This is a genomic window from Streptomyces sp. NBC_00414 (assembly GCF_036038375.1).
Classification (GTDB): Bacteria; Actinomycetota; Actinomycetes; order Streptomycetales; family Streptomycetaceae; genus Streptomyces.
In genome coordinates this window covers 3,935,923-3,949,328 of the sequence record NZ_CP107935.1, presented here as the reverse complement: position 1 = coordinate 3,949,328, position 13,406 = coordinate 3,935,923, and the positions used below count along the sequence as shown (strand labels likewise).

General features: G+C 70.3%; 15 protein-coding genes. 7 read left to right on the top strand and 8 right to left on the bottom strand.

All coding sequences use genetic code 11. The features are described 5' to 3' along the window. Nucleotides 1-100: 100 nt before the first annotated feature. The gene (locus OHS59_RS16910) at nt 101-478 is read left to right on the top strand and encodes a WhiB family transcriptional regulator (protein WP_328494232.1); all 378 of its coding nucleotides are present in this window, start codon (nt 101-103) and stop codon (nt 476-478) included. Between the two features lie 108 nt (nt 479-586). On the opposite strand, the gene glpX is transcribed toward OHS59_RS16910, so the two are convergent. Further along, nucleotides 587-1,618: a class II fructose-bisphosphatase gene (gene glpX / locus OHS59_RS16905; protein WP_328494231.1), complete on the bottom strand. Its 1,032-nt coding sequence runs from the start codon at nt 1,616-1,618 to the stop codon at nt 587-589. A 125-nt stretch (nt 1,619-1,743) separates the two neighbouring features. Between glpX and OHS59_RS16900 the strand changes: the two genes are divergently transcribed. Further along, nucleotides 1,744-2,262: a DUF4245 domain-containing protein gene (locus tag OHS59_RS16900; protein WP_328494230.1), complete on the top strand. Its 519-nt coding sequence runs from the start codon at nt 1,744-1,746 to the stop codon at nt 2,260-2,262. A gap of 117 nt (nt 2,263-2,379) precedes the next feature. Here the strand turns inward: OHS59_RS16900 and OHS59_RS16895 are convergent, their stop codons facing one another. The 4 genes from OHS59_RS16895 to OHS59_RS16880 all read right to left on the bottom strand — a co-directional run bounded on the left by OHS59_RS16895 (nt 2,380) and on the right by OHS59_RS16880 (nt 6,673). Beyond that, nucleotides 2,380-2,970, bottom strand: coding sequence for a malonic semialdehyde reductase (locus OHS59_RS16895; RefSeq protein WP_328494229.1), 591 nt, complete (start codon nt 2,968-2,970; stop codon nt 2,380-2,382). A gap of 203 nt (nt 2,971-3,173) precedes the next feature. Further along, nucleotides 3,174-3,425: an exodeoxyribonuclease VII small subunit gene (locus OHS59_RS16890; RefSeq protein ID WP_443061634.1), complete on the bottom strand. Its 252-nt coding sequence runs from the start codon at nt 3,423-3,425 to the stop codon at nt 3,174-3,176. Nucleotides 3,426-3,474: 49 nt separating this feature from the next. After that, the gene (gene xseA, locus OHS59_RS16885) at nt 3,475-4,719 is read right to left on the bottom strand and encodes an exodeoxyribonuclease VII large subunit (RefSeq protein ID WP_328494227.1); all 1,245 of its coding nucleotides are present in this window, start codon (nt 4,717-4,719) and stop codon (nt 3,475-3,477) included. 589 nt (nt 4,720-5,308) lie between these two features. Then, the gene (locus tag OHS59_RS16880) at nt 5,309-6,673 is read right to left on the bottom strand and encodes an APC family permease (protein WP_328494226.1); all 1,365 of its coding nucleotides are present in this window, start codon (nt 6,671-6,673) and stop codon (nt 5,309-5,311) included. A 105-nt stretch (nt 6,674-6,778) separates the two neighbouring features. Here OHS59_RS16880 and OHS59_RS16875 point away from each other — a divergent pair, with 105 nt between their 5' ends. Together OHS59_RS16875 and ppgK are read left to right on the top strand one after the other, a co-directional pair. Then, the gene (locus OHS59_RS16875) at nt 6,779-7,795 is read left to right on the top strand and encodes a 4-hydroxy-3-methylbut-2-enyl diphosphate reductase (RefSeq protein ID WP_328494225.1); all 1,017 of its coding nucleotides are present in this window, start codon (nt 6,779-6,781) and stop codon (nt 7,793-7,795) included. Nucleotides 7,796-7,824: 29 nt separating this feature from the next. Then, entirely contained in the window at nt 7,825-8,571 is a 747-nt protein-coding gene (gene ppgK, locus OHS59_RS16870) for a polyphosphate--glucose phosphotransferase (protein ID WP_328494224.1), read from the top strand. Nucleotides 8,572-8,652: 81 nt separating this feature from the next. On the opposite strand, the gene OHS59_RS16865 is transcribed toward ppgK, so the two are convergent. Next, nucleotides 8,653-9,210 carry a DUF6542 domain-containing protein gene (locus tag OHS59_RS16865; protein ID WP_328494223.1) on the bottom strand — a complete coding sequence of 186 codons (558 nt, stop codon included), beginning with the start codon at nt 9,208-9,210 and terminating at the stop codon, nt 8,653-8,655. Between the two features lie 184 nt (nt 9,211-9,394). Between OHS59_RS16865 and ychF the strand changes: the two genes are divergently transcribed. Then, nucleotides 9,395-10,483, top strand: a complete 1,089-nt coding sequence (gene ychF, locus OHS59_RS16860) for a redox-regulated ATPase YchF (protein WP_328494222.1) — start codon at nt 9,395-9,397, stop codon at nt 10,481-10,483. A gap of 160 nt (nt 10,484-10,643) precedes the next feature. Here the strand turns inward: ychF and OHS59_RS16855 are convergent, their stop codons facing one another. Together OHS59_RS16855 and OHS59_RS16850 are read right to left on the bottom strand one after the other, a co-directional pair. Continuing rightward, nucleotides 10,644-11,087, bottom strand: a complete 444-nt coding sequence (locus tag OHS59_RS16855; protein ID WP_328494221.1) for a hypothetical protein — start codon at nt 11,085-11,087, stop codon at nt 10,644-10,646. A 10-nt stretch (nt 11,088-11,097) separates the two neighbouring features. Next, nucleotides 11,098-11,787 (bottom strand): hypothetical protein, encoded by a 690-nt coding sequence (locus tag OHS59_RS16850; protein WP_328494220.1) that lies wholly within the window; start codon nt 11,785-11,787, stop codon nt 11,098-11,100. Between the two features lie 17 nt (nt 11,788-11,804). On the opposite strand from OHS59_RS16850, the gene OHS59_RS16845 reads away from it, so the two are divergent. Then, complete coding sequence (locus tag OHS59_RS16845) at nt 11,805-12,272, top strand: hypothetical protein (RefSeq protein WP_328494219.1); 468 nt, start codon at nt 11,805-11,807, stop codon at nt 12,270-12,272. Nucleotides 12,273-12,434: 162 nt separating this feature from the next. Continuing rightward, complete coding sequence (locus OHS59_RS16840; RefSeq protein WP_328494218.1) at nt 12,435-13,364, top strand: CPBP family intramembrane glutamic endopeptidase; 930 nt, start codon at nt 12,435-12,437, stop codon at nt 13,362-13,364. Nucleotides 13,365-13,406: the final 42 nt, after the last annotated feature.

Below are 13,406 nucleotides of genomic sequence, written 5' to 3'. Positions count from 1 at the left end.
GGATCTCCCGCGCTTGCGAACTGAGTGCATAGGCGCGCGCACAGCGGGTAGGCCTTGCTGCATCGTCTCTCGCTCGCGAAGCCGTCGTCAGGAGTAGACCGTGCTGCATCCGCCGCATCAGTCCCTGCAGGTCGCTGCCGTTCCGCCCCAGCCGGTGCCGGTGCGTGAGAGGGATCAGGACGCCCCCTGGCACACGGAGGCCGTGTGCCGCCGCGACGAGGCCGGGCTGTTCTTCGCACCCTCGAAAGAACCCACAGCGGCCCGGCTGTCCCGCGAGGAAGCGGCGAAGCGGGTCTGCGCGCGCTGTCCGGTGATGATCGAGTGCCGGGAACACGCACTGCTGCAACCCGAGCCGTACGGCGTCTGGGGCGGCCTCACCGCCGCCGAGCGCCGTGTGGTCCTGGCCCGGCGCCGGCGCCGTGACCTCGACCTCCAGAAGGCGGCCCACACCTCGGGGACGATAGCCGCGGCCGGCTAGGGCCTGGCACACCGATGGGGCGCCCCTCCGCACAAGGGACGCCCCATCGGTGTGCCACGGCGGCCCCGCAGCCGGCAACGGCCCGCGGCAACGGTTCGACCGGCGGAGCTACTTCGCCCGGTCGAAGTCGATCGCGCTGTACGCCCGCAGCTTCGCCAGCCGGTGCTCGGAGTTGATCTGCCGCACCGTCCCCGACTTGGACCGCATCACGATCGAGTCGGTCGTAGCGGTCTCGGGCCGGTACCGCACTCCCCGCAGCAACTCGCCGTCGGTGATCCCGGTGGCCACGAAGAAGACGTTCTCGCCGGAGACCAGGTCGTCGGTGAGCAGCACGCGGTCCAGGTCGTGCCCCGCGTCGACCGCGCGCGCCCGCTCCTCGTCGTCCTTGGGCCACAACTTGCCCTGGAGGGTGCCGCCGAGGCACTTCACGGCACAGGCCGAGATGATGCCCTCGGGTGTACCGCCGATGCCGAGCAGCAGGTCGATGCCCGTGCCCTCGCGCAGCGCCAGGATCGAGCCCGCGACGTCACCGTCGGAGATGAGCTTGATGCGCGCGCCGGTCTCCCGGATCTCCTTGATGATGCCGTCGTGGCGCGGCCGGTCGAGGATGACGACCGTGACGTCCTCGGGCGTGACGCGCTTGGCCTTGGCGACCCGGCGGATGTTCACGGACACGGGGGCGTTGATGTCGACGTAGTCGGCGGCCTCGGGGCCGGTGACCAGCTTGTCCATGTAGAAGACCGCGGACGGGTCGAACATGGTGCCGCGGTCGGCGGCGGCCAGCACCGCGATCGCGTTGGTCATGCCCTTCGCGGCGAGCGTCGTCCCGTCGATGGGGTCGACGGCGATGTCGCACTCGGGTCCGGTCCCGTCCCCGACGCGTTCCCCGTTGAAGAGCATCGGGGCCTCGTCCTTCTCGCCCTCCCCGATGACGACGACGCCGTTCATCGAGACGGTGGAGACGAGGGTCCGCATGGCCCGCACGGCGGCGCCGTCGGCGCCGTTCTTGTCGCCGCGGCCGACCCAGCGGCCCGCGGCCATCGCGGCGGCCTCGGTGACCCGCACGAGCTCAAGCGCGAGGTTGCGGTCGGGAGCCTCCGGGGGGACCACGAGTTCGGAGGGCAAGTGATGCTCGGTCATCGGAGCGCACCTTTCTGATACGGCGACGGCCGGATGAGGGTTCGGGCCGACTCTATCCTCAGTCCGACAAAATGAGCAGGGGGCCCCACGGATGAGCGGACCAGTACACCTGCGACGATGGGGTCGTGGCAGGTATGAAAGGCAAGCAGACGGTCCGGGACATGGTGTTGTCGCTGGGCCTGATCGGCATCGTCGTGGGCTTCATCTACGTGTTCATCCCCAATGACGACTCGGAGCCCCCTCTCGAACGGGTCGACTACCGCGTGGAGCTCCTCACGGCACGTCGCGCGGCCACGTATCCGGTGGCGGCGCCCGAGGGTCTGTCCGCGGACTGGAAGGCGACCTCGGTGAGGTTCCGGGGAGACGACTTCGACGCGTGGCACCTCGGTTTCCACGACCCCGACGGGGAGTACGTGGCGATCGAGCAGTCCACTCAGAAGCCCGGCACGTTCATCGACGACACCAGCCAGGGCGCCGAGGAGACGAACGTCACCCAGCGCATCGGCGAGAAGTCCTGGAAGCGGTACAAGGGCGCGAAGTACGACGCCCTGGTGCTCCGGGAGAAGAACTCCACGACCGTGGTCACCGGCACGGCGTCGTTCGCGCAGCTGACGAAGATGGCGCAATCGCTCAGGACGTCCTGAGCGTTCCTGGGTGACGCGCTCCTGAGCGCCGCTTCCCGGTCGACAGGACGTGCGAGAGGCCCCCGGCAGTGCCGGGGGCCTCTCGCACGTCCTTCGGTCCTGCCGGGGCGGGCCGGGTCAGACCGTCGTGATGACCTGGTCGGCCGCAAGGCGGGGGGAGCGCGGGAACCAGGCGTCCTCGGCGGGCCTGCCGATGTTGACGACCATCAGCGGGGTGTGGTCACCGTCGAGGAACTCCTTCTGGACGCCCGCGAAGTCGAAGCCCGTCATCGGGCCGGCGGCCAGGCCGGCGGCCCGGACACCGATGATGAAGTACGCGGCCTGCAGCGCGGCGTTGAGCGCGGCGGCACCCTCACGGGCCGGGCGCTCGGCGAAGAAGACGTCCTTGGCCTGCGGGAAGTGCGGGAAGAGCTGCGGCAGCTCGTCGTGGAACTCGTTGTCCGCGGAGAGGATCGCGACGAGCGGCGCGGTGGCCGTCTTCGGCCGGTTGCCCTCGGCCATGTGCTGCACGAGGCGCTCGCGGGCCTCGGCGGAGCGGACCAGGGTGATGCGCAGCGGCGACTGGTTGAAGGCGGTCGGGCCGTACTTGACCAGGTCGTAGATCGCCTGCACCTGCTCGTCGGTCACCGGCTCGTCGGTGAAGGCGTTGGCGGTGCGGGCCTCGCGGAACAGCAGGTCCTGGGCGGCGGGGTCAAGAACGAGAGACATGAGGAAAAACCTTTTCGGAGCGTGCGTCGGATCCCGTGGGGATCAACTCCTGTGAGGGATCGGCTGACACGGCCGACCGTACGCCGATTAGGTTTAAGCTTCAACCAAAAGTGGACCAGAGTGATCCGCTTCACAGATACATGGCCAGACCATTCACCTCGGAGCGAGGGGACCGAGCGCCCTCGGCCCTGCGCCGCCCCGGTCTACCGGGAGTCGGCGTCCGCCGCGGCCGAGTCGTCGTTGTCGTCGTTCTCCTCCTCCGCCAGCGCCGCGTCCAGGCGGGCGCGGGCGCCGTCGAGCCACCGCCGGCACACCTTCGCCAGCTCCTCGCCGCGCTCCCACAGGGCGAGCGACTCCTCGAGCGTCGTACCGCCCGCCTCAAGGCGCCGGACGACCTCGATGAGTTCGTCCCGCGCCTGCTCGTACCCCAGAGCCTCGTCCGTCTTGCTGGTCACGCTGGTCATGCGCCCACCCTAGATCCTGCCTCGGACATCGAGTCCTGCCTCAGCCGTCGACCCGTTCGGCCTGTTCGGCCTGTTCCACCTGTGCGACCCGGACCGTGAACTCGCCCTCGGAGACCCGCGCCCGCAGGGGCTCGTCCGCCGTCACCTCGTCCGGGGACCGGACGGCGTGGCCGTCGGGCTTCTGCAGGACCGCGTAACCCCGCTTGAGGGTCGCGGCGGGGGAGAGGGCCACCACGCGCGCGTGCGTGTGGGTCAGCTCCGAGCCGGCCCGGTCGAGGAGATGGCCGAGCGTGCGACGGCCGCGGTCCAGGAGCGCGGCGACGTGGTCGGCCCGCTCGTCCACCATCCGGTGCGGATCCTCTATCGAGGGGCGGGCCAGCGCCTGCGCGAGGCCCCGCTCCTCGCGCTCGATGAAGTTCCCGACGCACCGGCGGGCACGGTCCCGCAGGAACCGGACGCGCTCGTACTCCTCGCCGACGTCCGGCACGACCTTCTTCGCGGCGTCGGTCGGGGTGGAGGCGCGCAGGTCGGCCACGTGGTCCAGGAGCGGGTTGTCGGGCTCGTGACCGATGGCCGAGACGACAGGCGTACGACAGGCCGCGACCGTCCGTACGAGCTGCTCGTCCGAGAACGGGAGCAGGTCCTCCACGCTGCCGCCGCCGCGCGCCACGATGATCACGTCGACGTCATCGAGGGCGTCCAGCTCCTTCACCGCCTGGACGACCTGCGGAACGGCGTGGACGCCCTGCACGGCGACGTTGCGCACCTCGAAGCGGACGGCCGGCCAGCGGTGGCGCGCGTTCTCCAGGACGTCACGCTCGGCGGCGGAGGCGCGACCGGTGACCAGACCGACGAGCTGGGGCAGGAACGGAAGCGGCTTCTTGCGGTCGGCGGCGAACAGGCCTTCCGCGGCGAGGGACTTCTTCAGCCGCTCCAGCCGGGCGAGCAGTTCGCCGACGCCCACCGGCTTGATCTCGACGGCCCGGAGCGACAGCTGCCCGCGCGGTGCGTACCACTCGGGCTTCGCGTGGACGACGACGCGGGCGCCCTCGCTCACCACGTCGGCGACGGCGTCGAACACCTGCCGGTAGCAGGTCACTCCCACGGAGATGTCGTGCGACGGGTCGCGCAGCGTCAGGAAGACGACGCCGGCGCCCGGGCGGCGGGACAGCTGGGTGATCTGTCCCTCGACCCACACCGCGCCGAGCCGGTCGATCCATCCCCCGATGAGCCGCGACACCTCGCCGACGGGGAGGGGGGTGTCGGCGGACGTGTTGAGAGCCATGCGGTGAGCCTAGCGGGCGGCTCCGACAGGGTCGGTTGTCTTCCTTGGCCGGGTGCGGGCCGGTGGGGGCCGGCCGCGCAGTTCCTCGCGCCCCTAAAAGACTGCGCCGTTCCCCGCGCCCCTGAAGGGCGAAAAGGCTGCGCCGTTCCCCGCGCCCCTGAAAGGCGAAAAGACTGCGCCGTTCCCCGCGCCCCTAAAGGTGGGCGTGCCCCGTCAGGGGCGCGGGGAACTGCGCGATCAGCCCCCCACCGGCCTGCAGCCGGCCAACGCGCTCGGCCGTTCTGGCGGGGGGCCGGGGCGCGCCCGACTGAGACGCTCGGCCGTTCCGGCGGGGTCGGGGCGCGCCCCGGCTAAGACGCTCAGCTGTTCGGCACGGGGGCCGGGCCACAGCCGACCCAGGCGCTCGGCCGTTCCGGCGGGGTTCGGGGCGTGCCCGGCCCAGACGCTCAGCCGTCCCGGCACGGGGGCCGGGCCGCAGCCGACCCAGATGCTCGGCCGTCCCGGCGGGGGCCGGGGTGCTCCCGAGCGAGGCGCTCGGACGTCCGGTGGGGGCCGGGGCGGAGCCCCGGGGGTGGGGATGCACACGAGTTCAGGCACCCGCAGGGGTCCGCTGGGCCATCAGCACCGCGACCCCCGCCACGAACCACACCGCCCCCACCACCTGCGCCGCCCCCGACGCCTCGAAGATCACCAGGACGGTGATCGCCGCCCCGACGACCGGCACCAGCACATGCCGCCACCACACGACCGCCCCGCCCCGCCGCCGCACGGCGAACCACCCCACCACGCTCGCGTGCAGCAGTGTGAAGGCGGTCAGCGCGCCGACGTCGACCACAGACACCAGGTGGTCCATCCCGTCGTCGCGCCGCGCGGCCCACACCGCCGCGACCAGCGTGATGACGGCCGCGCAGAGCAGAGCGGCACGCGGCACCCCGGAGTCCGTCCTCGACAGGACCCGCGGCAGCCGCCTGTCCCGGGACATCGCGAACAGCAGCCGTCCCGCCGCCGCCTGCCCGGCCAGCGCCGCGAACGCCGCCCCGATCGCCTTGCTCACGGCCACCAGGTCGTGCAGCCACGTACCGACCGAGGCGTCCACGGCGTCGTAGAAGGCCGACCCCTGCCGGACCGGATCGTCGGCGAGCTGCGCCGACGACATCGGCTCCAGAAGGGCGATGAGGTACGTCTGCGCGATGAACAGCACACCGGCGAGGGCGAGACAGAACAGCACCGCCCTCGCGACCTTCTCCGAACTGCCGGTGACCTCCTCCGCGAAGGAGGCGATCGCGTCGAAACCGAGGTACGACAGCACCGCGATCGACACCGCTCCGAGGACCGCGGACAGCGCGAACGCCCCCTGCGACCCGTCTCCGGAGAACGGCGACAGCCACCCCCGCTGCGCCCCGTCGCGCGCGAGGACCACGATCGCCGACACGAAGAAGACAAGGAGGACCACGATCTCCATCGCCAGCACCAGGAAACCGACGCGCGCGGCGGCCCGTACCCCCCACAGGTTCAGCAGCGTCGTCACGACGACCGCGAGCGCCGTCCACACCCACCGCGAGACGCCCGGGACCAGGGAGTTCATCGCGATCCCGGAGAAGAGGTACGCCACCGCCGGGATGAGGAGGTAGTCCAGCATCGCCATCCACCCGGCGATGAACCCGGCCTCCTTGCCGAGCCCCGCGCGCGCGTAGGCGAACACCGAACCGGCCTGGGGGACCACCCGCACCATCTGCGCGTAGCTGAACGCGGTGAACGCCATCGCGACCGTGGCGACGACGTAGACCAGCGCGACCGCCCCGTGCGACCTGGCGTCGAGGGTCCCGTAGACACCGACCGGCGCCATGGGGGCGATGAACAGCAGCCCGTAGACGACCAGGTCACGGAAGCCGAGGCTGCGCCGCAGCCCCTGCTCGCCGTCGGCCGCGCGGGCCGGTGAATCCGTGCCGGACATCCATGCCTCCCGAGAGTCGTGACGCGCCCGCCCCCGCTCAGCTCCCCGGCCCCCGACCAGTCTCCCCGCGGACGCGATCTTTGACCTGTCGGGCGCGGCCTTACGATGGGACGCATGACTGCTTCGACTGGCCGCCGTGTCCTCCTCGCCGCCCCCCGTGGCTACTGCGCGGGTGTCGACCGTGCCGTGATCGCCGTCGAGAAAGCCCTGGAGCAGTACGGGGCCCCGATCTACGTCCGCCACGAGATCGTCCACAACAAGTACGTCGTGAAGACCCTGGAGAAGAAGGGCGCGATCTTCGTCGAGCGGACCGCGGAGGTCCCCGAGGGGGCCATCGTCATGTTCTCCGCGCACGGCGTCGCCCCCGTCGTCCACGACGAGGCCGCGGCCGGCAAGCTCGCCACCATCGACGCGACGTGCCCGCTGGTCACCAAGGTCCACAAGGAAGCCGTCCGGTTCGCGAACGACGACTACGACATCCTCCTGATCGGCCACGAGGGCCACGAGGAGGTCATCGGCACGTCCGGTGAGGCACCCGACCACATCACACTGGTCGACGGCCCCGAGGACGTCGCCAAGGTCGAGGTCCGGGACCCGTCCAAGGTCGTCTGGCTCTCCCAGACCACGCTGTCGGTAGACGAGACCATGGAGACGGTGGACGCCCTCAAGGAGAAGTTCCCGCAGCTCGTCTCCCCGCCGAGCGACGACATCTGCTACGCCACGCAGAACCGTCAGATCGCGGTGAAGAAGCTCGCCGAGGACGCTCAGCTGGTGATCGTGGTGGGTTCGAAGAACTCCTCGAACTCGATCCGGATGGTCGAGGTCGCCCTGGACGCCGGCGCCTCCGCCGCGCACCTGGTGGACTTCGCCTCGGAGATCGACGAGGCCTGGCTGGAGGGCGTCACCACGGTCGGCCTGACCTCCGGCGCCTCGGTCCCGGACGTGTTGGTGGACGGCGTTCTGGAGTGGCTGGCCGAGCGCGGCTACGGGGACGTGGAGACGGTGAAGACCGCCGAGGAGTCCATCACGTTCTCCCTGCCCAAGGAGCTGCGCCGCGACCTGCGCGCGGAGGCGGCGGCCCTGGTGGCCGAGCGCACGGGAACCACCCCCTCGGCCGAGTGACTGTCCGTCCCACGACGTAACGTAGAGCCATGCAGATCTTCGGCGTGGACATCGGCGGATCAGGGATCAAGGGCGCTCCCGTGGACCTGGACAGGGGCGACCTGGCGGAGGAGCGCTACAAGGTGCTCACGCCGCACCCTGCGACACCCGACGCGGTGGCGGACGGCGTGAAGGAGGTCGTCGGCCACTTCGGCTGGACGGGCCCGGTCGGTATCACCTTCCCGGGTGTGGTCACCGGCGGCGCCACCATCCGCACGGCGGCCAACGTGGACAAGGACTGGATCGACACCGACGCGCGCGCCCTGCTCGGCGACCGGCTGGGCGGCCTGCCGGTGACGGTGCTGAACGACGCGGACGCGGCGGGCGTCGCCGAGATGCAGTTCGGCGCCGGCAAGGACCGCAAGGGCACGGTCTTCCTCCTGACCTTCGGTACGGGGATCGGCAGCGCCCTCTTCGTGGACGGCATCCTCGTCCCGAACACGGAGCTGGGACACCTCGAACTGAACGGCCACGACGCCGAGAAGCACGCCTCCACGAAGGCCAAGGAGGACCACGACCTCTCCTGGGAGCACTGGGCCCACCGCGTCCAGAAGTACCTCGCCCATGTGGAGATGCTCTTCTCGCCCGAGCTCTTCATCATCGGCGGCGGCGTCAGCCGCAAGTCGCAGAAGTTCCTGCCGCTGATCGAGGGCATCAAGGCGGAGATCGTGCCGGCCCAGCTGCAGAACAACGCGGGGATCGTGGGCGCGGCGATGCGGGCGGCGCAGAAGGACTAGCCCGGCCGTAAGCCGTAAGCCGTAAGCCGTAAGCCGTAAGCCGTAAGCCGTAAGCCGTAAGCGTCGTCGGGTCGAAGGGCGTCAGGTCGTACGGCGTCGCTGTGCGGCCTTGCGGGTCATCATCCGCGCCTTGCGCACGGTCACGATGGCCCCGGCCAGCAGGGTGCCGCCGTACAGCCAGCCCGCGTGCATCGCGAGGGCGGTGACCAGGCCCATCAGCCGGCCGCCGAAGCCGCCGTCGCTGTCGGCGATGGGCAGCAGGCCGACGGCGAAGGCGATCGGCACGGCGACGACCGCGGTGACGAGGTCGGCCCGCCGCACCCACACCGCGGTCAGCACGCAGACCGGCAGGAAGAGCACCCCGTAGACGACGAGTGACGCCCCGAACAGCAGTTGGATCAGACAGGCCAGCGCGAACATCGACGCGGTGCAGAACAGCCCGCTGCCCAGTCCGGTGAGCCGGGGGTTGGGAAACCGGCGCACCGCCTGCACGAGCGGGGAGACGGACTTCGCGGTACGGGGGACACCGGCCCCGGCCTGCCGGGCCGTACGGGCACCGCCCCGCCCGGCCTGCGGGGGAAGCGGTGAGCCGCCTCGTGACGGCTGTGACTGGGGAGGACGTGTCCTGTGTTGCTCCACTGGTCCAACTTAGGTCGGGTTATGTGCGGAATGACCCCCTAGACACGCGCTTTGGCCGACCTTGGCCAAGCGTTCGATACGTCGCCGGTGCGAGGTGCCGCACGCCGTAGACTGGTGGATCGGCCCGAGCATCCCTCCTGGCCCCAGTCCTCGCCCCACAACCTCACGTACGGGAAGTCGCAACGTGTCGCTCACGATCGGAATCGTCGGTCTGCCGAATGTCGGCAAGTCGACCCTGTTCAACGCCCTGACCAAGAACGACGTGCTGGCGGCCAACTACCCGTTCGCCACGATCGAGCCGAACGTGGGTGTGGTCGGCGTCCCCGACGCCCGGCTGACCAAGCTGGCGGAGATCTTCGGCTCGCAGAAGATCCTCCCCGCCACCGTGGACTTCGTCGACATCGCCGGCATCGTGCGCGGCGCGAGCGAGGGCGAGGGGCTCGGCAACAAGTTCCTCGCGAACATTCGCGAGTCCGACGCGATCTGCCAGGTCATCCGTGCCTTCAAGGACGAGAACGTCGTGCACGTGGACGGCAAGGTCTCGCCCAAGGACGACATCGAGACGATCAACACCGAGCTGATCCTCGCGGACCTGCAGACCATCGAGAAGGTCCTGCCGCGCCTCCAGCGGGAGTCGCGGATCAAGAAGGACGTCGTGGCGAAGGTGACCGCGATCGAGGCGGCGAAGGAGATCCTGGACGCGGGACAGACGCTGTTCGCCGCGGGCATCTCGCAGGGCTCGGACCAGGAGGCCCTCCTCCACGACCTGCACCTGCTGACGGTCAAGCCGTTCCTGTACGTCTTCAACGTCGACGAGGAAGAGCTGGTCGACGAGACCTTCAAGGCCGAGCAGAGCGCCCTGGTGGCCCCCGCCGAGGCGATCTTCCTGAACGCCAAGCTGGAGTCGGACCTCGCGGAGCTGGACGACGAGGAGGCCATGGAACTCCTCCAGTCCGTCGGAGTCGAGGAGCCCGGCCTCGCCAGGCTCGCGCACGTCGGCTTCAACACCCTCGGCCTGCAGACGTACCTCACGGCAGGCCCTAAGGAATCCCGCGCCTGGACCATCAAGAAGGGCGCCACCGCCCCCGAGGCCGCCGGAGTCATCCACACCGACTTCCAGAAGGGCTTCATCAAGGCGGAGGTCATCTCCTTCGAGGACCTCGTCGAGACCGGCTCGGTCGCCGAGTCCCGCGCCAAGGGCAAGGCGCGCATGGAAGGCAAGGACTACGTGATGCAGGACGGGGACGTGGTGGAGTTCCGCTTCAACGTGTGACCGGAGGCCGCGCTGCTTTCCGAGGCTTCGGAAAGCGCAGGTCGGCAGGGTGCAGGTCAGAAGGACTCAGGTCAGCGGGGGTTCGCCGGTGAGGGCGGGCCCCTGCTGGTTTCCCCCTCGGGGTGCGTGTGGTCCCGAGGTGCTCGTGGCGGCTGGGCGATCACTCGTCGCAGTTCTTCGCCGGCCCGTCGCCGACCGTCGTCCCCTTCGCGGAGAACACCACCCGGAACCGGTGGCAGCGTGTCACTTCCCCGCCGCCGACCGCGGACGCGTGCGTCCCGCGCACCAGAGCCTTGACGGTCACCGTGTCCTCGGTGCGCACGGTGTCCCGCGCGGACGCCTGGGACAGCCGCAGCGCCTGCTGGATCTCCTCGTCCGTCAGGGTTCCGTCCGAGGCCGCCGAGCGCAGCCGCTCGCGCGCGTCCTCGACGGAGGCCTGAATCTGATCGAGGGCCCGGTGGTCGGCGCTCTTCCGTTGGGAGACAAGGTTGCAGACGAGCGCGCCCAGCAGGCAGAGCGCGACGACCAGTACGACAAGACATCCCGAGGACAGGAAGCGGTGTCCCCGCTTCCCGTCCTCGGGCGCGTCAGATCCGTGGCTCACCGGCGGCCGTTCAACTTCCCTTGTAGCCGATGGAGTCCAGTGTGTCGCGCATGACCGCAGCGTATCCGGTCGTGCCGGACGGCTTCGGGTGGAAGGCCTCACGGCTCAGGCAGGTGTTGAACCACCAGCAGACCTTTTGGACGTCGTCTCCCGTGTGGAAGTCGCCCTCCCCCTCGGGGCCCGTCACTATGCCGTTGACCCACTCGTCGCTGTCGCAGAGACCGTGGCCCTCGAACTTGGCGATGGAGTCCGCGTACGCCACCTTGACGCCGGCCTTCTTGAGGTCGGCGACCATGGCGGCCTGTTTGTCCCGGAGATGGTCGGCGAGGTCGTTCAGTACCGCGACGTCGGCACCGTTGCAGCTCTCGTCCCCGACGATGCTCGGATAGCCCATGAGGACGATCTGGGCGGTCTCGGCGTAACCGGGATCGTCGATCTTCTCGATGAGCATCTTGGTGTCGGCGACCGCCTTGTCGATCCTCGCCGTGTAGTCGCCTGTCTCACAGACGCCGATGGCGTAGCAGGCGATGACGGCGTCCTGGAAGGCGGCGCCGTCGTTGCCTCCGATGGTCAGGGTCACCAGTGTGGTGTCCGGGGTCAGCACGCCCGATTCCACCTGCGACATCTCGTGGAACTGGCCCTCGCCGCTGGCGTAGTTGCTCCTGTCGCCCCAGGAACGGGGTACCCCGTCGCCGCTCACGTTCCACGTCTTAGGGCATGGAGCGTCTGGAGCCGGTCGAGCGCTCCGGCACGGGGTACCTCCTCGCCCTGTGCGAGGGAAACCGCTGTGCGGGCGGAAAGAAGGGCAGGAAGCCGGGCGGCGGCCGTATCCAGGTCTTCCGGCGTGACGGCGAGCGCTGGATCAGGACGGACGTGATCCGGCTGCCCCGGTCGTTGCCCTTCGAGGACTACAGCAGCGTGTCGGTGCGCGACGGACGGATCGCCGTCCTGTCGCAGGCGTCGTCCGCGCTCTGGGTGGGCCGCGTCTCCACCAGGAAGTGGGAGGTCGACGAGGGCACGGTCCACCGCCTCCCCACCGACGGCGAAGGGCGTACGGCCTACGGCAATCCGGAGGGCGTGTCCTGGGTCCCGGCCGACCATGCGGTGATCGTGTCCGACCGGGCGAAGAAGACGCACGGAACAAGCGGTTCCGCACGAAGGACCAGTCCATCCACCTGTTCCTGATCCCGGACAGCGGCGCCTGATCGTCGGCGGCGGCGCCCCGTTGTCCCCCACGCGAGCGACAAGCAATGCCCACCCCGGCGGGACGTTCCGGAGTGGGTCCCGCTCATAGCGTTTCCCCAGATGCAGGGGCGGCCGGGCCGCCGGTCGACGATGGGAAACGTCATGTCGCTCTGGAACACGCAGGCAGTGCGGTGGGTCAAGGACCAGTACTCGCGGACACCGTTCGAGCCGACGCGCACGCGCAGGGTGTGGCCGGCCGGCGTGCGGCTGGTGGTCATGGTGGTGCTGTTCGTCCTGGTGACGGGCCTCGCCGCGGGGATGAGGAGCGTGGCGGGCGACAACCCGGTGCTGTCCCTGCTGTTCGGCGCGGCAGCCGCCGTGCTCGCCCTGACGGTGTACGCGGCGGCGGTACGGATCCTCGAACAGCGCCCCGCCGTCGAGCTGGACACCACCGTGGCCGCGTCCGGCCTGCGCGTCGGCGCCGCCACCGGCCTCGGACTCTTCGTCGCGACTCTCGCGCTGATCGCCCTGTTCGGCGGATACGGCACGAAGGGCGGGGTGTCCGTCGGCGGCGCGGTGACCGTCCTCGGGATGATGGCGGGGGTCGCGGTCGTCGAGGAGATCCTCTTCCGCGGCATCATCTTCCGCCTCGTCGAGGAACTCGCCGGTACGCGGGGCGCGATGGTGATCTCGGGCCTGCTGTTCGGGGGCCTTCACCTGGTCAACTCCGGTGCCACCGTGTGGGGCGCGCTGGCCATCGCCGTCGAGGCCGGTCTGATGCTCGGCGCCGTCTACGCAGCCACCCGCACGCTGTGGCTGCCGATCGGCCTGCACTTCGGCTGGAACTTCGCCCTGAGCGGCATCTTCGGCGTCACGGTCTCCGGCAACGAGGACCAGCCCACCGGCCTGCTCCACGGTGTCCTGTCGGGCCCCGAGGCGATCACCGGAGGCGGCTTCGGACCGGAGGCCAGCATCTTCGCCATCCTCGTCTGCACCGTCCCCACGGTCGTGTTCCTGCGCCTGGCCAAGCGCCGGGGACGCCTCTGCACGCGCCACCAGCTCCGGTCCGCGGGGACGTCCGCCTCGTCCTGACCCCACCGGGGCCGCGGACCCCGGCCACCGCAAGTGAGGGGC